Genomic DNA, 20871 nt, shown 5'->3' on the forward strand with positions numbered 1-20871 from the left:
TACTTAGCAACTGCACAATGAAGATTACCTACACTGTGCAGTTACCTATTCCATATTTATTTGCCTGTAAATTCCTGATAAGGGATACGGATTGCATATCCGGTATCATCAAACTGATATTCTGTTCCATCAATAGCACTTTTGCCTTCAGCCAGGTTCATGCCTGTTGTAAATAACGCTTCTGCCATTGCAGGTGCATCCTGAAGAACTGTTCCAGACATAAAGCCCTGTTTGATTAAATCCTGTGCTGCTTCTGTTGCATCTACGCCATATACCGGTATAAATTTTTCTGCATCGCCATTGTTATATCCCTGTGCCTGTAACGCTGCGATAGCCCCCTGTGCCATTCCATCGTTATTTGCAATAACTACTTCAATCTTATCACCTAATTTAGAAAGCCATGCTTCTGTTGCATTCTGTGCCAGAGACTGATCCCAGTTACAAACCTGAATTTCCAGCTGCTCTGTTTTAATCCCTGCTTCTTCTACTGTCTTAACAGAATATTCTGTTCTTGCAACTGCTTCCGGGTTATCCGGCTCACCTTTTAACATTACATACTGCAGAACGCCATCGCCGTTTTTATCATATTTAGCTGTATCTGAGCTCCAAAGGTCTGCAATCATCTTGCCCTGGATAATCCCCGCATCTTTTGCATTGGTACCTACGAAACATGCTTTGTCATAAGATTTGATTGCTGCCTGGTCAACTGGCTCTCTGTTAAAGAATACAACTGGCTTGTCCGCTGCTTTGATTTTATCCACTACAGTCTGAGCCGCTCCGGTATCATTTAAATTAACCATTAGAAGATCCACATCTTTTTGAAGAATGGTATCAATACTGTCATTCTGTGTAGGCTGGTCACCCTTACCGTCATAGAAGGTAAAGTTAACCTTGTCCGGATTTTCTTTTTGAATCTTTTCCAGATTCTGTCTAACGGTAGAGATATAAGTATCATCAAATTTATAAAGAAATACTCCTACTTCCTTTACCCCGGCTGTATCTCCGCTTCCTTCATCTGTCTTTGCTCTGTCTCCCTGAGCTTCTTTTGTTTCAGCAGTTGTACCTGCTTCTGTGGCTTTCGTTGTTGAATTTGATTCGGTGGTTGAAGAACCACAACCTGCCAATAAAGCTACTGATGTACATGCCGCTAAACCTAGTGCTAAAAATCTTTTTGTCTTTCTCATGGAATGTCCTCCCTTTTCTTTGTACATTTTGTACATGTTTTATATTCATCTTTCGTTGTTATTATATATTTTTTGGCCATAATACTCCATACAAATTTATTAGGAAAAATATAGAATTTCTTAAGCAAAAACAGTGAAAAAATAGATCCTCTTCTATAAAAACTTATAGATGAGGACCTATTTTATCATCTTACTTTTTTATTTCGGGCATATCCAGATCATCGTTTCGAATGATTATTTTGCTTGCAATTTGATCTCGTTGCTGTACTTACCATAGACATTCTTACCATTTGATTTCCTGTAAGCACGTACTCTGTAAGTATAAGTTTTTCCTTTTTTCACTTTCTTATCTTTAAAAATGGTGGTATCGCGGTCTACAATTCCAATACGGCTCCAGGTTTTGCCTGTTTTCCTGTATATTCGGTATCCGGTTACAACAGAAGATACTTTTTTCCATGTTACTTTTACGCTTCCTTTTGATGCCTTGGCTCTTATAGCCGGGCTCTGGGGAACTGCTTTAATGGAAACTTTTTTATACTTGCTGTAAACTGTTTTACCATCTGCTTTCTTATATGCCTTTACTGCAAATTTGTATTTCTTACCAAGCTCAGCTTTTTTGTATACATAGGATGTAGTACTGTTTTTCTTGATTGTTTTAACTGTTTTCCATCCCTTGCTGGTCTCGTTCATTACTACGTATCCGTCAGCATCAGCAACTTTATTCCAGCTTAATTTAATGTATCTGGAAGCCTGATTTGCCGCTTTTACAGTTACGGTAGATGCCTGCACCTTCGCTGCTGCTTCTTTGTCTGGGTCTGCTTTTAATCCCTGAATTGCTTTTGTCAGCGCTGCAGTCTGGGCATCGATTGCTGCCTGGGTTGCTTTTGGATCTGCCACTACTTTTTCTGCTGCTGCAATAGCTGCAGTTAATGCATTAAAGGATGCATCGGTATAGTTGCCTTTTTTAATTGCCTTTGCTTCAGCAATCTTAGCGTTTAATGCAGTCTTAGATGGCTGTGGTGTTACGACCTGCAGGTTCTTAATTGCTGCATCCAGTGCCTTCACCTGGGCATCGATTGCTGCCTGGGTTGCTTTTGGATCTGCCGCAACCTTTTCTGCTGCTGCAATTGCATCGGTTAATGCTTTAAAGGATGCATCCGTATAGTCGCCTTTTTCTATCGCTTTTGCTTCTGCGATTTTCTTAGTTAACTCTGTCTTAGATGGCTGTGGTGCTTCTACTTCCAGATTCTTTATTGCGTTATCCAGTGCTTTTACCTGGGCATCGATTGCTGCCTGGGTTGCTTTTGGATCTGCCGCTACCTTTTCTGCTTCTGCAATGGCATCGGTTAATGCTTTAAAGGATGCATCAGTATAATCGCCTTTTTCTATCGCTTTTGCTTCTGCGATTTTCTTGGTTAATGCTTCTTTTGATATCTCAGATTTTACCATCTGCACTTTTCCAACAACAGAAGAACTCTCTGCCTTAACTTCTACTTCAGCTGCTCCTGCCTCGTAACCAGCTTTTGTAAATGCCAGCTTATAAGTTCCGTAAGGAATTTTGCTAAAGTTATAGATACCGTTCAGATTGGTAATCGTAGAAGCAATTTCATTGCCGTCTGCATCTGTTAATGCAACATTTACCTGATAAATCGGTGCATCATTCTCATCAACAATAGAACCTTCTATTGCATTGGAGTTTTCTACCTCATCATAGCTTGTTACTTCCAGATTGTCAAAGATCATGCTTCCACCGTTTCGTTTGTTAAATCCTACAGATCCGGCTTCATTAAATAATCCATTTACGACTGCTTCTTTCATGACTTCCGTGCCGTCTACCCAGAGTGAAAGTTTATTACCAACTAACTCTGTCTTTATGTGGCTTGTTTTTCCGATTTCCATCATAGGACCGCTAAACATTCCGGAATAATTATTGGAAGTGCCATTCCAGTATTCCCAGAACCATTTGCCTTCGGAATCACCATATCCCACATAAAGTCTCTGGTTATGGTTATTTGCTCTTAATACAAAGCCGAAACGAAGCGGGCTTGCCTGAGGCGTTACATCTGCTTCAAAGATTCCGTCTTTAAATTTCGGTGCTGCTGTGTCAATAATACTTGGGCGGTCGGAGCCAAATGAGGCTTTCAGCGCGCCGCTGCCATTGTACTGCACGGATTCGATTTCAACCTGGGATGGATTGCCTGCCAGATTTTGAATACTGTCTACTCCATTTTCGAAGTAATTGAAGTATTCCGGAATCTCTTTCACCTGAAGTGTGAAATCAAAGGTGGTCATCATATCTGCCACCGGTGTTACCTGCTGTGCGTAAAGGGATGCATAACCATCTTTTACAACCTTTGCAGAATAATTACGGATAAAGATATTCTCTAACTTGTAGCTGCCCTTGTCATCCGTGCGGATTTCAATTGGAGCCAGGTTATTGGAGGAAAGTGTAATCTGTGTGTCTGCAATTGGTTTTCCATCTGCATCTTTGACTGTTCCGCTGACGGAACCAATAATTGCAACCAGCTTTTCAGTTGCAGATGTCAGTTTATCAGTTGCTGTTTCAACCTGTTCTTTTGTCGCATTCTGGTTGTTTAAAACTTCTTCTGCTTCTGCTAAAGCTTCCGCAAATACACCCCAGGTTTCAGTTGTGTAATCCTGCTGGAATTTTGTGTTTGCTGTGTTAATCGCTTTTTGCAGATCTCCTTTTTGGATATCGCTCACTTCAATTACCAGGTCATCCAGAATAAAATCTTTGTAACCGCTGAAGTTTTTCGCTCCATCACCTGCACTGGCATATTCTTTCAGATCCGGTGCTGTACTGGTTGAATAAATACCAAACCAGGACTGTCCGGATTCTCCTCCGATTAAGGAGAAGCTATATTCCTTTGTCTGACCAATTGCTTCCGGCATGGTGTATAACTGAGTATTGCCTGCAAATTCTCCTTCGCCTACCGTTACTTTATAGGTGTCCCTGCTTCCCATCTGATATTTGAACTTGACGTTATAGGTAACACCCGGCTCAAAATGGAAGTTCTGCGGAATTGTCTGGTAGATCATGGAATTGTTGGAGGTAAGTCCATTGATTTTAACAGACCAGTCGCCATTTAATACATCGTCTAATTTCTTCTGTCCCTGTTCATTCGCGTTATATCCAGCCTGGGTATACGGTGCATGAAGCTCAGAGAGATGGATACGGTTGTCGGTAACTGCGCCGGCACCTGAGCCCGGACCTGCAATTACAAATGGGAAAATACCCTGGGCATTATTTTCAAAATCCTGCTGGAACCTGGTAACCATACCGTCCTTGTCTGTTTCTTTAACAAGATCCATACCGGTTTCCACAACACGAAGATCATCAAAATACGTATCTCCGTCACCTTGATCCCGTTTCAGAGTCAAAGTAACTTCACCGCCTGCCGGTGCTTCAAAGAATACATACATATTCTGAACATAGCTGGTACCGCCTGTTGTTGCTCCGCTTCCCGTATGATGCTGATTTGAAGAAACGATATTCTGTACAATAGAGCGTCCCGTATAATTAGAAGCAATTTCCTTGCCATCTGCATTTACGGTCATATATGCTTTCGCATTGCTTCTGTTATCAACTCCTACATACAGTGCATATTTTTTTCCTGCTTCCAGATTTGTTAAAGCCTTGCTGGTTACGGATACATCACCGCTTAATTTTAACATCGGGTTTTCGCTAGAATTTCGGAAGATTTCAGCCAGACCGGTTCCTGCTGCTGTCCAGTAAGAATCCAGACTTCCGCTGTTGAATCCAACATCATAAATATATGGTGTGGACTGCCAGTCTACCGGAAGCTGTCCTTGTTCGCCCTGGTATACAACGTAAGGTGTCTCTGCTTTCACATTTGCTAAGGTTACTTCACCATTGGCTACCGGAACTACGGTTTTATTCTGCTTTCCTTCATCGGTCAGTTCATATACAACAACATTTGCAAGGCCTTCCCATCCGCCTGGAAGTTCCCAGGTAGTATCGCCGCCTTTGGTATTCCAGTGATACAGTTTTTCCTCTGATGCAATCTCGCCGTTTGTATCCCAATACCATGGAAGCAGATAAGTCTCATCTCCCGGATTGGAACCGTCACCGCCGGTAGGTGCACCTTTGGAAACTACTTTTCCATTTAATGTGATTGTTCTGGAACGGTAAGCCTTAAGATCTCCTGCGTAATCATTGGAATCTCTGGATACAACAACGGTATTCTCTTTTGCGTCATCCTGCAGTGTGATTTCCATTTCCGGTGTCCACTGGAAGGTTCCGCCGCCGTTCTTCATAGTTACCGGCTCTCCGTCTACCCACTTCATTACCTTATAATGCTGCAGGAATTTAGTCAGTACGTTATGGGTAAATGTGGTATTGATATAGTTGCTGTAATCGGTTCTTCCACTCCAGCCCTCGAAATCGGTCATGTTTAATCCACCCAGCAGAGGTGACTGTGCAGCTCCGTTATAGCTTGGGTAATCAGCAACCCAGGAATCCTTCTGGTGGTTACGTAAGAATCTCATTACTTCACTGTTCTGTCCCTTTGCTGCATATCCGCCATACCCCAGATCTGCTGCCCAGTGCTGCAAAGTAGAATCATATTCCTGTGTGGGACCCCATTCTGTGGTAAAGCGCCAGCCATGGTCATTCATTTGTTTAGCGATTTTTCTGGATTCCCATGCATCCTCATTTCCACTGGTATTATTTCCCCATACATCCAGGTAGATAAAGTCCAGATTATTTCCAACTTTTGCCTTTAGTTCATCTAACCTGCCTTCACGCCTGTCGCTTGCAAGGTCATACATACCATTGATACCGATTCCCTGATCTAACCAGTTCCAGCCAAAATTGTGTCTGGATAAATCATCATCAAAAGCTTTCGCTTCCGGATACATTTCACTTGCATTGATGTGGATACCAAAACGTGCGCCTAATGCTCCACCTTCAGTCATCAATTCGTTCATATCCTTGGCACCGCCGATTCGCTCACCGATATTACCATAATCGGGATGTCCGGAATCATGTCCTTCGGAACCGTAACCTTTTAAAATGATGCTCTGTCCCAGTCCATCAGTATTCAGATAAACACGTTTCACACCATCTAATGTTGTAAGGAATGGGTTAGCTGCCTCACTTCCAAAATTCATTGCGATACGCTGTGATACTAAGTCAGGCACTTCCTCTGATTTGAACGGATTGTTCATGATTGCACGATATGCAATTGCACCATCCTGCCAGTCAATCTGATCATCCGCATTCTCATCACCGGTAATGACTACTTTTGCGCTTGGCATAACATCAGCATCATGTTCTACCACATATGCTTTTTTCACTCCATTCACAGAAGGTTCTACCTTGCGGTCATAATACCATAATGTGCTGGAAAGCCCCAGTGATTTACCGGCAGCCAGATTCGTTGTTTCCGCCCATACTCTGGTATTGCTGGATCCGCCGGAACCAACATAAGCCGCTTTATGTGTACCGTTATACTCTGAATTACTCCACAATCCGGCACTTAATTCATCATTGGATACAAAACCATACATGAAATCTTCCTTAGAAAATGTCATGCCGTCTTTCACATCCACATAGCTGTCACCGGAGATGGAGGTATTGCTGGATACCTTAGCAGCCTTTAAATTTGCGCCCTTCTGGGTACTTCTTACGGAAATCAGGCTGTGGTGGGGTATTTCAATCGTCTGAACCGGATATTCATTATTATCCAGCTTGTTCTCTACATCCGTAATGTCAAATGACAGTTCATTATTTTCCACTGCGATTACCGCAGTCAGAACAGCATCAATATTCTGTCCTTTTAAAGTCATTGTATAAGTAGCTTTATCCTTGTCAAACTTCACGCTCAGATTATCTTCTGTTACCTTAATTTCTGTCCCATTGATTTTAATAACATCGATGGCTTCGGTCTGACCGTAGAATACTTTTCCCTTCAAATCACCTTTCATGGTGTATTTTACAACACTTGGGAATTTCTCTGCCACATCAACATCCATTTGATCAGAGGAGATTGTTCGATAGGCTACTTCCGGTGCTTTTTCCAGTACAATATTTTCAACCGCAACAGCACCTTCAGTTACCGTAATTTCCTTTTCAGCAACAAGATATCCTTCTTTTGTGACGGTAACTTTATACTTTCCGGCTGCCACATCAGCAAAATTATAATTACCATCTTTATCGGTTTGAACAGTCTTGCCGTTTAATTTTACCGTTGCACCTTCTACCGCCTGTGTTTTCCCATCCACATTTTCCATTACTTTACCGGATATGGCAAATGTTTCTGCTTCGGCCTGACCAGTATAATGAATGTCTTTCAAATAGACGTCTGTGAGTTCAGTTCCAAATGTCCCTGCCTTAATACCTATTTGATTTCCCTGATCTACAATTTTGCTGAAATCCACATCACTGAATAAAGCAGTTCCATCTACATAGAAGGTTGCCTTTTTATCCGCTGTCCATTCCACTTTAACCTTTACGGTAGAACCTGCAGCAGGTACGGTACCAACATTGGGACTCCATGGGTCAGTTGCTTCCCCGTATTTCTGCCAATACCAGCCGGATGCATTGTAACCAAAGAACATACCGTGGTTCTGGTCTTTGTATCCTATGTAAATACCGGTACGATTCAGGCTCCCTGCCTGTTCTGTCTTGAAATTTGCTTCAAAGTATCCCGCTTCATTAAAATTATATTCTTTCCCATTTGTAAAAATAGCAGGAGGAGCAGTTGCACTTGGATTATTTCCATTAGCTGATCCGGATTTTAAATGAAGGTATCCATCTGCCACTTTACAGATTTCTCCGCCTTTTTGCGTGGAAGTATCCTGTGCCCAGCTATCATGAATACCATCCTCCAGAGCGCCTTTGTTGTTTTCCTCAGTAGTTTCCTGCTTTGCATCAAGAGGCGTTTCTGTTTCTGCCAGTGCTTCAGATTCGGATTCAGTAACGATTTCTGTCTCTGTTTCAGACTGTGATTCTTGTACTTTTGAATCATTTTCTGAAGAATCAGACTCATCATTTGCTTCTGTTAAATTCGTTTCTCCCGTCTCATTTTCTCCCTCTGACGGCTCAGTTTCAACACCATTATCAGCCGCATTTTTGGCACCACCCGGTACCACTTCCGCTTCCATATTTACGTCTTGTGATTCTGTTCCATTGCCTTCCGCGTATGCCGTAGCAGGTAATGCAGAGCTCAAAACCATAGACATGGATAGCATAAAACTTAGTGACTTAGTTAAGTTTTTTCTCTTCATAAACTCTTTCTCCTTTGATGGATTTATAACATAAAAAGCATCAGATCAATCGCAGCCGGCTTTCACAATTGACCGAAACTTATGCTATACATATTGCCTATTTTTTAATGATATTGCGCGTTTTATATAGCTGTTTTTATCATTGAAACTATTATAACATTTCTATAGTATATATTTATTTGTATATTCGTTTCCTTTTTTTGCACTAATTGCACATTTTTACCAACTCTAATTTTGTGCTAAATCCCTTCATTATCTGTCTTTTTCCCGTACCTGTCTCCAAGAATTCTTTCTATTCATTTTGTATTTTAAATTTGCATTATCTGCAGCTAAATTATACGAAATATGAGCAAAAAAACCGGCAGCAAAAATCAGTTTAACTACTGAAATTTGCTGTCGGTTTTTCTCAGACTCAGATACATAATTAGAAAGATTGCAGACTTATTTTATTCAGGGAACCCGCAGCTGTCTTAAACAATAATTTAAAATAGCAGCGTAGGTGGATGCGTCATAATGAAGGCCATCCGCTGTTCCATACCCATTCTCAATTAAATATTTATAAGTATCAATATATCCTATTTTTTGTGAAAGTGTTGCTGTCATCGTACTATTAAATTGTTCTACTGCGGCATTTGTCACACTGCCGCCATAACCATCCACAACCGGATTAACAGACATAAAATACACATCTGCTCCTGCGCCAACCCAACCGTCAATTTTACTATTTAAATATCCAGCATAATCACCCGGCCGGTAAACATCATTTACACCAAGATTTATGACGATCGCACAATTTGGTACAATGCTGGCATCTATCACCGGTGCCGCTTCCGATACCAGCCAGTCATAACCCATGCTGACCTCGCAGATCCACTGACATAAAGGATGATTCGCAGCCGAACTCATACCTACAAATCTGGAATCTCCAACCATGATAACCTTATCGTATACCTGAAGCTGATCTCTTGAAAATTCCGACTCTGCTGTCTCTTTTTTCCCCGTTCCTTCGGTGTTTTCAGCATTTTCAGCATCGCCGGTCTGTTTACTTTCTTCCTCATCTTCCTGGCGCAGTACTAACTGGGGACCTTCCTCTTTTATGGCTTCATCCAACTCTTCTTTTGTCTGAATACCAAGTTCCGTACTGAGATCAAAAGGCAGTGGACTGCCTTCATCAGTATCTGGACTTTTTTCTGATATTTCCACTGGTTTTGCAGATGCCTGAGGTATAATGATCGTATTTTTTATTATTAAATCTAGATTCGCTTTTGTTTCTATTCCTGTTCCAAACCGGAGATTAAATGGAAGGTCACTTGCCCAGACAGTCATTGAATTTTGATACATTCCTGCTGAAAAAACAATCATAAATGTAACAGCTAAATGGATTCTTTTTTTCATAAATAAACGCCCCTGATCCTAAAATTTAATTATTATTGAAACAATCCTTTTATCCAATTGATAAATTTATCAATTAAGTTTTCTGCCTTTGCAGCAGTATCTGATTCTGATGAAGATTCCGTCTGATCCGCAGCATTTATACTGCCTGATTCATTTTCTTCCGGAGTAATTTCAGTACCGGTCTGGCTATCCATACTTTCGGAATCTGCCGGATTTTCTATTGTACTATTCTCAGTAGTTTCCATGTTTGTTTCCATACTATTTGTCTGAATTTCTGATGCATTTACCGTCTCTGTTTGTGATGCTGAGTCTGTTTCCAAGACCGCTCCTGATTCAGTTTTTTTCGTTTCATTTTCTCCTTCAGTTGTTGGATTTGCCTGATCATTTGTGGCATCTCCCACAACATCTCCAAGGATAGAATCATTGGTGTTGTTTAGAATATTATCCGGTGCAAGCGTCTCGGATTCCTGATTACTTTCTTCTTTATCAAACAAATTTGAAAAGAAATTCTTTATAGAATCCCATAACTTTGAAAAGAAGTTCTTTTGTTCCTCCGATGCATTATCCAGGGCATCTTTTACATTATTTTCTACCCGGTTTAAAGTATCTTTTAGGGATTCATAGTCATAATCCTGTGCACCGATTTTTTCCATCAGGGAAGTAAGAGATGCAACCTGTTCTCCGGTAAGTGTAACAGAAGCTTCACTTGCTGCCTTTTCAACAATCCCTTTTATTTCCTCCGGACTGGTTACTTCGCCTTTGATCACTTCCATTTTCACACCATTGATCAACTGGATAGCTTTATCTTTTCCGATCGTATCACCAAGCTCTCCGGTCTGAATCAGTTCATCCGTGGCAAGCTGCTTTTTTTCTTCGCTTAATGTGCCATCGGAAGCTTTTTCATACGCTTTTAAAATTCCAGTCAATGCTCCCGTACCCGATACTTCGATGGGGCATGCCGCAACCACATTACAATTTGTAACGCCGGCTGTTGTCAGAGTAGATGCAATCATATTACTGGTAACCCAGGTCAGATTTGCTGTTTTTACCTGTATTCCGCCGGAAGTTGTCGGTTCAATATAGGCACAGCTGTAAGTCCTTGTCCCAATTACCTCTTCGGAAGCAATCCCTTCCAGATACTGGCGCTCTTCTGTATTATTTACTTCGATTACCTCAACCGCATTTTTCTCTACTCCAAAGTATTTAAACATCGTATCTTTTTGTTCCTGAGACAGATTCGCTCCAAGAGTCACCACCTTACTGCTGTCTGCAAAGGCAGTGATCGATACCAGACAAGACAGGCAAAATGCCGCCACTGTCATTTTCAATAATTTTTTCTTCACGTTTCTCCTCCAATCCGAGATTTAGAATCCCTGCATCTTGTTAAAGCACTTCAGACACGAACTGGTCTGTCTGCTTACAGATGTCCATTATTGTACCATATTTTGTGAATTTTTACTATCATCTGGTTTATTCTTAAGTTTTCCATAATAAAATTAACTTTTATTTTACCTTCAAAAGAGTTATAATACTAGAGCGTGTATCTTCAGTTACTACTTACCATAATGAGTTCGAAACCTTCCTCATTTAAAACAAAACTAAAGGAGAAAATTATGAGAAACAAAAAAGTATTATTTATGGCACAGGCGTCCATAATTGCTGCGATCTATGTAGTGTTGACAGTCCTGTTTGCCCCATTCGGATTTGCCAGCATCCAGGTCCGGATATCAGAGGCGCTGACAATCCTGCCTTTTTTTACTCCGGCTGCAATTCCGGGATTATTTATTGGATGTATATTTGGTAATCTGATCAGCGGTGCAATTCCCATCGATATTGTGTGCGGCAGCTTTGCAACACTAATTGCAGCATACTGTTCTTATTTGCTCCGACGCAGAAAATATCTGGTTGTGCTTCCACCAATTATTGCCAATACTTTGGTTGTGCCTTTTGTCCTTTATTATGGATACGGCATCAATTTACCAATTCCACTGATGATGCTTACAGTGGGAATCGGAGAAGTTCTCTCGTGTGCAGTCCTGGGACTTATTGTACTTAACGTGCTGGATAACTATAAACATATTATTTTTCGAAAATGGGTAAGTTGAATCTTTTACAGTTTTCATGCCAATAGTCATGGAAAATACATAAAAAGAGCCTGAATGGGCTCTTTTTATGTGCTTAAATCTTATACCATTTTATTTCGTTCGCTTCCATACTAAGGTTGAAGCTGCTTCCGTCTCCACGGTAAACAACGGTTTCCTGTGGTTCATATGTGTTGTTGACCACGCAGTATTTACCATTTTTTATGTAAGCATGAACCTCAACATTATAATTCGTACTAAACCAATTATGGATATTTTCTTCATCATGGGTACTCCATAAGATTGAGCGGTAGAGCATACGGCTGTTTTCAAAGCTGTAAGGAAGTCCGCTGATATAAACGGCACGTCCCTTTCCGAATTCATTGACTGCCAGCTGCACTTCTTTTTCCCGCTGAACAAGTACCTGGGTTCCTTCCAGTGCGAACATATTTTTCTTGCCTTCGCCAAAATCAATCACTTCTCCGGAATCTTCCATAATAAAATGTTTGTGGTTTTCCCAGTTATATTTATCATAGCCAAGGGTGAATCCCCGTTCTTCTTCTACACCGAACACATTTGCCAATTGAATGAAACGTCCATTTTCCTGATGGGCAGTAGGTTCGCCAACACCGATAATACCGCCGCCATTGTGTACAAACTTTTTAATACTGGCAGCAATTTCCGGATCGCACCACCATTCACCGCCGGTATGTGCTGTATCTGCATCGCCTACGTTCAGAATCACATCAATATCATTGAGAATCCCGGGATTTTCTTTGATATCCTGGAAACTAATGAACTTTACGTCAAATGGTGCACCAGCCAATGCCTCGATTACACCGGCATACGAATAATTCTGTTTGTAGTAAAGTGCATGATGAACCATATGACATCCCCAGGCTCTCATTTTACCCCAGCAGTTTAAGACTGCAACTTTTTTAATACAATAAGGAACTGTGCCTTTGATATTTTCATAAAGTGTCCTGAATTCTTCGCAGACATCCTCTACATAATCGACAAATTCCGGAAATTCCAGCGCCAGTTTCAGATATCCGCCATAACCGATACGGTCAACAGGCTTTCTTAAAATAGCACGTCTTGCAGTTACCCAGCCTTCTTTTGCTTCCTTTACAGGATCTTTTCCTTCACAAAAAGTGTCCGGGAAGAAGTATGGCAAAAGTCTGCCTTCTGTATATTTCACACCCTCAATATCACTGATCAGGCGAAGGGTAGAACCATTTCCAACACTTCCTACCACCGCATCCAGTCCCAAAGACTTGAATTCTTCCATAAATGGTTCTGTTCCAATCCAGTGGTCTCCTAAGAACATCATTGCTTCTTTCCCGCATTCATGGGTAAGTTCTACCATTTCTTTTACAATTTTGGCAACTTCCCTTCTCTGGAATGCCTGGAAATCCTGGAATTCCTTTGTGGGTATGCGGTATTGGTTATTATAATAACCCTGATCGATAATATATTCCGGGCGGAACGGGTATCCCATTTCCTTTTCAAACTGTTCCAGAATATATGGACTCACCGATGCGGAATAGCCATACCAGTCTACATATTTTTCTCTGGCCAGTTCATCAAATACTAAGGTGAACTGATGAAAAAATGTAGTGAATCGAAGTACATTTACGTAAGGATGGTCCTCGATAAATTTTTTAAGTCTGTCTAAAGTATAGGCATGAGTCTTTGGCTGTCTTACATCAAAAGTAATCTGATGTTCTACATCCTTCCAGTCATTCGTTACTGCATTATACATATGTACCGGATCCCACATGATATAAGCCAGAAAACTAACCGTATAATCATGGAACGGAACTGCCTTAAGTGTCACATCTCCAGTTGCTTCATCATAGCTCCAGGCATCTGTCGAAACTGCTTCGCCAGTAGTTCGGTCAATTACTTCCCACCAGCGTTTGATATCATCCCTGCAATTGGGTGTCAGCATATCCGGATATAATCCTTTCATCAGATGAATGGATAATTGATTTTCTTTTGCTGTATAAAACGGTGTCATCAGATACATCTGCTGTATCTCTTCCGGATTTGCCATCGCCCAGCTATTATCTTTACGGGTCGTATAATAAGTAGAGTAAATTTTAGCATCCACATCACGAAGTTCTGCCGGGAAATCTGTACCGTCACAATCCCGGATCGCATCTGCTCCCCAGCGTTTCATGACTTTTAGAGTTTCCGGAATTACATCTATGTCGGTTGGTATCGTAACACGACCTTGCTTTTGGTTCATATAAAAAGTCCTCCTAAATTATCCGGAGCCTGCGCCCCGTTTATTTATATTTTCTGTTATAAAGCCAAAGTAAGAAAACCAGCCCTGCCAGACCCACCAGCATCATACACAACCAGGGTGCGCCTACATTTTTCTGCCCGATCACAATCAGTGATACGCAGACTACAAATATAATGAAGACTATTATGCCGGTGATTACTTTTTTTGTTGTTTCATTCATAATATTATCCCCCTTATCCTTTCAGGCCGCCAAGTGTCATTCCCTGGGTCAGCTTCTTCTGGACGCACATATAGAGAACCAGTGTCGGAATCATAACAATTACAAGTCCGGCATACATCTGGCCATACTCAACTGCTGATTTCTGAGCCGCCATAAGGTTCATAAGGCCCACAGGCAGAGTCTTGATCTCCGGCTTAGTAAGCAATGTCATAGAAATAATATATTCATTCCAGAATGCAAGGAAGTTAAATAAGATGACGGTTACAACACTTGGTTTTGCCATGGGCATGATAACCTGTACCATGGTGCGGCAGTAGCCGGCGCCATCCACATAAGCAGCTTCTTCATAATCCTTTGCCAGTGATTTAAAATATCCAGACAGAAGGTAAATGGTAAAAGGAAGTGCTGTAGCTGCATAAACGATTGATAAAATAAACAGATTATTCAGGAAAAACGGATGTCCTAAGATTCCGCGGGCTATCTTATCTCCATTATTCAGCATTAAGAAAATCGGCACTACGATATAGTTAACATTGATAAACAAACCGGCCATAAATATAATATTCCAGAATGCGCTGGATTTAAATTTAAATCTGGCAAGAACATATGCAGCCGGAAGTGCAATCACAACCAAAAGAACAATTGCAACTACGGTAACGATTGCTGAATTTAACATGTAAGACCCCATGTTGGCTTTCTGCCAGGCATCCACAAAGTTTTGCAGATGTATACCTTCCGGTATGGACCATGGATTTCCATAAAACTCAGAATTTTGCTTAATAGAAGCAATAAATACCCAGGCAACCGGAACGATAATTACGATTGCTAATATTGTTAATACAATATAGATGACCGCTTTATAAACTTTTGAACCACTTGATTTCTGATCATTTTTCATTCCAATCCACCTCCTTAAAATTCCAGTTCTTCACGTTTTGTTACCCCATTCAGAATTGCAGCCAGGGCAAATGAGAATAAGAATACCATAACGCCGATTGCCATACCATATCCATAAGATGAATTTGTATATGCCTCCTGGTACATGTAACTCAAAAATACGCTGGATGCTCCATCAGGACCGCCATTTGTCATTGCTCTTACGAACAGGAAACTCATATTGATGGTACTGATGATAAAGAACGTAAGCGTTGTACGAATATTCGTCCAGATCAGCGGAAGTGTAATGGAGAAAAACTGTGTTATGCGTCCTGCTCCTTCCAGGCTGGCAGATTCATATAAGCTCTCCGGTATGTTTGCCATACTGGCCATATACATAACCATGTAGTAACCAATTGCCTGCCACACCATTGCAATCACAATACTGTAAATTACGATTTTTTGATTTCCCAGCCACAATGTTGGATTATCAACGCCTGCCTGTCCTCTGAACAGATTCAAAAAGGAATTTAACAAACCAAGATTCGGATCATAAATCGCTGAGAAAATAGCACTGATAACAACTACGGATAAAATGTTCGGTATGTAGAAAATTACTCTGTAAAAATTTTGTCCTTTAATCTTTTCACGGGATAACATAGCCGCAAAAATCAATGACAGTGAAAAAGTAACGATTGTTACAAGAACAATTAATAATACTGAATTTTGAAATGCCTGATAGAACTTATCGCTCTGAAACAGCTTTTGAAAATTCTGGAGTCCCACAAAAGTTTTATCATCTGTATATCCACCCCATTTAAACATAGACATGCGGAATACGTCAATTGTAGGTATAATCATAAATATTATAAACAGGATTACGGCGGGAGCTAAACAAAAGAATATGAATCTCCCTCTCCCTCTTCTATTTTTCATGGCTTCATCTCCAATTCTAAATTTGCAGCTGTAATACTGCCTGATAAAAAACAGACGGTGAACATTCATTCACCGACTGTTTTTTCGTTTATAAATGTTACTTTAAAGCTGCACGCAGCGCATCGCTGTCTTTTTTCACCTGGTCTACCCATTCATCAACGGTCTTATCACCACTTACCAGTGAGTTGATCGGATCGAAGAATGTAGTACGAACTGTGACACCTTCTACTGGATCTGTAGTTGCAAATGCGTCCATAACAGCAACAGCACCTGTATCGTAGATTGAGTAGTAAAGTTTAGCATCGCCGTCTAATTTGTCTGCCATACCCTGGATTGGCTGAACTGCTCCGCCTTTTTCTGCGAAGATTCCAGCTGCTTCATCTGTATACAGATAAGCAATAAACTGTTTTCCAAGATCCTGGTTTTCTGCTCCCTTAGGCATCCAAACCTGCTCAAAGAATGTGTAAGAAGCGCGTTCTCCACCGTCTTTTACAGCCGGAAGAGCTGTGAATCCCCATTTGAAACCATCTGCACGAGGTGCATCTGCCATTTCACCGATAACCCAGTTACCATTTGGCATAAATAATGCTTTGTTATCCAGAATCATCTGCTGATTCTTACGGAAGTCATTGTCATTTGCATTTGCCGGTGTTGTGCTTTCTGTGTATGTAGCCAGTTTAGCAACAATATCAAATACTTCTTTTGCTTCCGGTGTATCCCAGATACCTTCTTCATAACGAAGTGCTTTCTGGAAATTGTCGTTGCCCATTGCTTCATGCATTAGTGAATAGAAGAATGCATCAAAATATCCTGCTGTAGGGTATGTAAATAATGCAATGCCTTCTGCTTTTGCTTTGTCGCCTAATTCCCACATTTCATCCCATGTTGTAGGAACTGTCCAGCCTTTTTCTTCTAACAGCCCTTCATTATAGAATAATCCGCAAGGACCATAGAACATAGGCATAAGATAAGTTTTGCCATCACCATAAGGATTTGTTATGGAGTTGTCAACGAAACCTGGAAGAATCTTATCACCTACTGTTTTGTCTTCGCCAGGAACTGTCATTGATAAAACATCTGTTAAGTCAACAATATTGTTGTCTTTAATAAAAGTTTCTGTCAACGCAGATTCTCCGCCTACAGGACGCATGATAACATCCGGATAATCACCGGATTTCATTGCTGGTGTAATGATATCTTCTAATTTCTTGTCAATGGTTAATTCAACTGTAACGCCAGGATTTGCTTTTTCGAAAGCTGCACAAACTTCTTTCCACATATCTTGTCCATAAGCTGTTTCTACTGCTGCTACTTTCAGAGTCTGCTCTTCTCCGGCTGCCGCTGTATCAGCTGCCTGCTCGGTATCAGCTGCTTCAGATTTAGCTTCTGTTGCCGCATCTGTTCCTGCCTCAGATTTTGCTTCTGTTGCAGCGGTTGTATCTTTTGCTGCTGATGTGTCAGATGAACTACCACTTCCACACGCTGTAAGACCAAGCGTCATAGCTGCTGCCATAGTCATACAAAGTACTTTTTTTACCTTTTTTGCCTTCATAACATTTTCCTCCTAATAATTTAAATGTTTGATACGTTGCCGCATCATTACTTTGTACATTAAGAATAATCGAAATTACGGGATTTATCAATACATATATTGCTCCATATTTTATATTTATTGCTTTTTACTTCTAAATAAATAAAATACATTTTACACAAGACTTTTTATACTTTATCTCTCTAAAGTTTCAATTCACCCAATATATTGCACAATTTTTTTCTGTTTTATCTGGTTTTATTATTTTATTGTAATAACAAAAGACATCTGATATAATCATTATATCTAAATTGGATTTTTTTCATTAGCGCAATATAACTAATATTATAGGAAAAATTTTTTAACATTCGACAGAAAACGACAGAAAAATCCCCATAACTATATGAATTGGAAGGGAGAAAATATGGGAAATACACGCTATCAACTGACAGAATCAGGACATGAAAAAATGCCGGTAAAACTGCTGTATGTAACTTCTGCCCGCTATGAAGGAGACTGGCCGAGCATTAAACATTCTCACTATTTCACGGAACTATTCTATGTACGAAAGGGTGCCGGCAATTTTATTGTTGAAGATAAATCCTTTCCCATTATAAAAGATGATCTGGTAATAATCAACCCGCATTTGGAACATACAGAAAAATCCCTCGACACCACACCTCTAGAATATGTAATCTTGGGGGTCGAAGGACTTAGTTTTTCTTTCGGCGATAATCAGGAATATACGGTTTTTAACTGTCAGAACAACAAACATAACATGATGTTCTATTTTACCTCTATGCTTCAGGAGATTGAACAGAAGCAAAAAAATTACGAACTGGTTTGTGCGGATCTCCTTGAAGTTTTAATTATTAACCTGATCCGCCATGCAGATTTTGCATTTGAAATCGCTCCTGCCCAGAAAGCAAGCAGGGAATGCAGCCGTATTAAGCGTTATATCGACTCCAACATTTCCGATAACATTACACTGGATACCCTGGCGGAGATGGCTCATCTGAATAAATATTATTTTGCTCACGCTTTTACGGATTCCTACGGACTTTCACCTATTAATTATCTGAGCGAAAAACGGATACAGGCCAGCAAAGAACTGCTTACCGCTACCGATCACAGCATTGCTGAAATTGCCCAGCTGTCCGGTTTTTCTTCTCAGAGTTATTTTGCCCAGAGTTTCCGAAAAGCCTGTGGGATGAGCGCCGGAGACTACCGCAAGATGATGAAGAAAACATAAATTTCCTGTAACCAAAAATATATGTAGTAGAATGAAGAAACAAGCTGCAGTGAGAAGATCAGCTGCTTTATGCATTTTATATGTTCTATGCCAATAACGTCCGGCATGCCACAACCCCGGGGTACCACCATGCGGAGAAAGCCAGCTTTGTATCAATAAACTGCATCCCGGAAAGAGAAGGGGGCGGACCATGGCAGGCGTTTGGAAGGCGTATAGCAGATCTGAGCAGTTTTTTGGCGGATAGTATTCGACTGGCTCCCATCGGATACTAAGCGGGCACTGAACCGAGAAATGCATCAGGATTTCTCGGTGAATGCCCGCGTGCCGCCAAAAAGCGCTCCGGGAAGGTTAGAAAATGCCAGTTCTGCGGTAAGCCTTCCAAACGCCTGCCATGGCCCGCCCCCTCCTCTTTCCGCGCACTACACCTATCTACAAAGCGTCCCCTTAATCAGCTAAACCCAAATTCAAGATAAAATTGTTCGCTGTAGTCCTAATACTTCATCGCTTCTAACGCTGATATCTTTACTGCCTTATTCGCAGGATAATAGCCTGCGATAACACCGATCAGAGTGGAGAACAGCATTGAGAACCCAGCCAGCCACAATGGGATTACAGAGGTCCTGCTGCCTTTTTCCATCAAAAGATTTACCAGGGCATCAAATGAGGTAAATACAAAATGCTGGGCAGACATATTCATAATTACGGATACGGCAAAGCTTACCAGTATTCCAATGATTCCTCCCAGGAGTCCGATGATTGCAGCTTCCATAAGGAACATACTTTTAATATCGCTGATAAAGCAGCCCAGGGATTTCATTATACCGATTTCCCTGGTTCGCTCGGTAATAGACATAATCATGGTATTTGCAATACCAATTGCAGCAACCAGCAGGGAAATAGCTCCCAGGCCGCCCAGCATAAACTGTTTCTGCCTGGCTTCCTTAGCCATAGGTTCCCTTATGCTTTCCATTGAGCTGGTCTGAAACCCCATGTCTTTAATCGTTTGCTCTACTTTTCCCACTTCTTCTACATTGTCCGTCTGAACCATAACCTGGGTAAATTCCGGCGCTGCTTTTACTTTTTTATTTTTTGTCAATATTTTTTGAATTGCCTGAAGGTCTTTCAGCTTCATAATCAATCCTCCGGAGGTCTCTTCTCCTTTTCCAAAATCCTCTTTCATGATCCCGCTGATCTTAAGAACGGCCAGCTCTTTGTACTTTTTAGTTTCTTCTCCTTGCGGACTATCCATATCGGAAGAAGGGGCATTCCCGGATGTCTCCTGTTCCATTAAAAAACTAATTTCTTCTTTCAGGGGTTCAAAATAAGGCTTCGCCTCGGGATTGGTCCAGTAATCTACCATATTGCTGCCGTCCGGTCTTTTCGTATCCGCAAACTGATAGGCAAATGCAGACCCTGCCAGAACTTCATAAGGTTTCTTTCCCGGATAATCCCCTTCCTTCAAACGATATCCCAGCTTTTCAATTGCGTCCTCCGGCATTCCGATAATACTGATTCCCTGTCCCTGATACCGATGATTTTTCCCGGTGGCAATGAGCGTATTCTCACTGGTTAAACTTACTTTAGGCGCCGCCAGAACTACGTGTTCTATAGCCTGAAGGCTTTTCACCGCTTTCTCGTCCAGCTTTAATTTCCCTTTTTGATTACCGGGTGTGGGCATCACCGTAATCATGGTCAGATCTCCCATTTCCGAAAGCATCTTCTCCTGAGACTCTTTCATGCCTATACCAATTGATATCATTATGATAATAGCACAGCAGCCAATGACGACCCCCGAAACGGTCAGAAAAGTTCTTCCTTTTCTCCGATAGAGGTTTCTGGCACACATCCGAAGTTTATCATACATTTTCAT

General features: G+C 41.1%; 12 protein-coding genes. 2 read left to right on the forward strand and 10 right to left on the reverse strand.

What is annotated here, in order from left to right:
- Window positions 1-56 precede the first annotated feature (56 nt).
- The 4 genes from RHS_RS02225 to RHS_RS02240 form a co-directional block, all read right to left on the reverse strand.
- Window positions 57-1184, reverse strand: a complete 1128-nt coding sequence (locus tag RHS_RS02225; protein WP_047832211.1) for a substrate-binding domain-containing protein — start codon at window positions 1182-1184, stop codon at window positions 57-59.
- A 234-nt stretch (window positions 1185-1418) separates the two neighbouring features.
- A complete protein-coding gene (locus RHS_RS29900; RefSeq protein ID WP_395021022.1) occupies window positions 1419-8456 on the reverse strand; it encodes an endo-alpha-N-acetylgalactosaminidase family protein in 7038 nt (2345 codons plus the stop codon).
- 450 nt (window positions 8457-8906) lie between these two features.
- Entirely contained in the window at window positions 8907-9851 is a 945-nt protein-coding gene (locus RHS_RS29905) for an SGNH/GDSL hydrolase family protein (protein WP_052377788.1), read from the reverse strand.
- A gap of 32 nt (window positions 9852-9883) precedes the next feature.
- Entirely contained in the window at window positions 9884-11194 is a 1311-nt protein-coding gene (locus RHS_RS02240; protein WP_070041354.1) for a DUF1002 domain-containing protein, read from the reverse strand.
- 270 nt (window positions 11195-11464) lie between these two features.
- Here RHS_RS02240 and RHS_RS02245 point away from each other — a divergent pair, with 270 nt between their 5' ends.
- On the forward strand, window positions 11465-11956 hold the full coding sequence (locus tag RHS_RS02245) for a QueT transporter family protein (protein WP_047832212.1): 492 nt from the start codon (window positions 11465-11467) through the stop codon (window positions 11954-11956).
- Window positions 11957-12029: 73 nt separating this feature from the next.
- On the opposite strand, the gene gnpA is transcribed toward RHS_RS02245, so the two are convergent.
- The 5 genes from gnpA to RHS_RS02270 form a co-directional block, all read right to left on the reverse strand.
- Window positions 12030-14186 carry a 1,3-beta-galactosyl-N-acetylhexosamine phosphorylase gene (gene gnpA / locus RHS_RS02250; protein ID WP_027294048.1) on the reverse strand — a complete coding sequence of 719 codons (2157 nt, stop codon included), beginning with the start codon at window positions 14184-14186 and terminating at the stop codon, window positions 12030-12032.
- A gap of 40 nt (window positions 14187-14226) precedes the next feature.
- Window positions 14227-14406, reverse strand: coding sequence for a DUF6903 family protein (locus RHS_RS02255; RefSeq protein ID WP_027294047.1), 180 nt, complete (start codon window positions 14404-14406; stop codon window positions 14227-14229).
- A 13-nt stretch (window positions 14407-14419) separates the two neighbouring features.
- Entirely contained in the window at window positions 14420-15304 is an 885-nt protein-coding gene (locus RHS_RS02260) for a carbohydrate ABC transporter permease (RefSeq protein ID WP_027294046.1), read from the reverse strand.
- 14 nt (window positions 15305-15318) lie between these two features.
- A complete protein-coding gene (locus RHS_RS02265) occupies window positions 15319-16218 on the reverse strand; it encodes a carbohydrate ABC transporter permease (RefSeq protein WP_027294045.1) in 900 nt (299 codons plus the stop codon).
- 97 nt (window positions 16219-16315) lie between these two features.
- Window positions 16316-17770: a carbohydrate ABC transporter substrate-binding protein gene (locus RHS_RS02270; protein ID WP_047832213.1), complete on the reverse strand. Its 1455-nt coding sequence runs from the start codon at window positions 17768-17770 to the stop codon at window positions 16316-16318.
- A 403-nt stretch (window positions 17771-18173) separates the two neighbouring features.
- Between RHS_RS02270 and RHS_RS02275 the strand changes: the two genes are divergently transcribed.
- Complete coding sequence (locus RHS_RS02275; protein ID WP_027294043.1) at window positions 18174-19001, forward strand: AraC family transcriptional regulator; 828 nt, start codon at window positions 18174-18176, stop codon at window positions 18999-19001.
- Between the two features lie 490 nt (window positions 19002-19491).
- Here RHS_RS02275 and RHS_RS02285 read toward each other — a convergent pair whose 3' ends face one another.
- A complete protein-coding gene (locus RHS_RS02285) occupies window positions 19492-20871 on the reverse strand; it encodes an FtsX-like permease family protein (RefSeq protein WP_047832215.1) in 1380 nt (459 codons plus the stop codon).

Origin of the sequence: Robinsoniella sp. RHS (genome assembly GCF_001029355.1) — a bacterium.
Lineage (GTDB): Bacteria > Bacillota > Clostridia > Lachnospirales > Lachnospiraceae > Robinsoniella > Robinsoniella peoriensis.

What these genes read in the sequence shown, in the direction of transcription:
- RHS_RS29905 (WP_052377788.1), bottom strand. Translation starts at nt 9,851, where the DNA reads ATGAAAAAAAGAATCCATTTAGCTGTTACATTTATGATTGTTTTTTCA.
- RHS_RS02225 (WP_047832211.1), bottom strand. Translation starts at nt 1,184, where the DNA reads ATGAGAAAGACAAAAAGATTTTTAGCACTAGGTTTAGCGGCATGTACA.
- RHS_RS02245 (WP_047832212.1), top strand. Translation starts at nt 11,465, where the DNA reads ATGAGAAACAAAAAAGTATTATTTATGGCACAGGCGTCCATAATTGCT.
- RHS_RS02270 (WP_047832213.1), bottom strand. Translation starts at nt 17,770, where the DNA reads ATGAAGGCAAAAAAGGTAAAAAAAGTACTTTGTATGACTATGGCAGCA.
- RHS_RS02275 (WP_027294043.1), top strand. Translation starts at nt 18,174, where the DNA reads ATGGGAAATACACGCTATCAACTGACAGAATCAGGACATGAAAAAATG.
- RHS_RS02260 (WP_027294046.1), bottom strand. Translation starts at nt 15,304, where the DNA reads ATGAAAAATGATCAGAAATCAAGTGGTTCAAAAGTTTATAAAGCGGTC.
- RHS_RS02255 (WP_027294047.1), bottom strand. Translation starts at nt 14,406, where the DNA reads ATGAATGAAACAACAAAAAAAGTAATCACCGGCATAATAGTCTTCATT.
- gnpA (WP_027294048.1), bottom strand. Translation starts at nt 14,186, where the DNA reads ATGAACCAAAAGCAAGGTCGTGTTACGATACCAACCGACATAGATGTA.
- RHS_RS29900 (WP_395021022.1), bottom strand. Translation starts at nt 8,456, where the DNA reads ATGAAGAGAAAAAACTTAACTAAGTCACTAAGTTTTATGCTATCCATG.
- RHS_RS02265 (WP_027294045.1), bottom strand. Translation starts at nt 16,218, where the DNA reads ATGAAAAATAGAAGAGGGAGAGGGAGATTCATATTCTTTTGTTTAGCT.
- RHS_RS02285 (WP_047832215.1), bottom strand. Translation starts at nt 20,871, where the DNA reads ATGAAAATGTATGATAAACTTCGGATGTGTGCCAGAAACCTCTATCGG.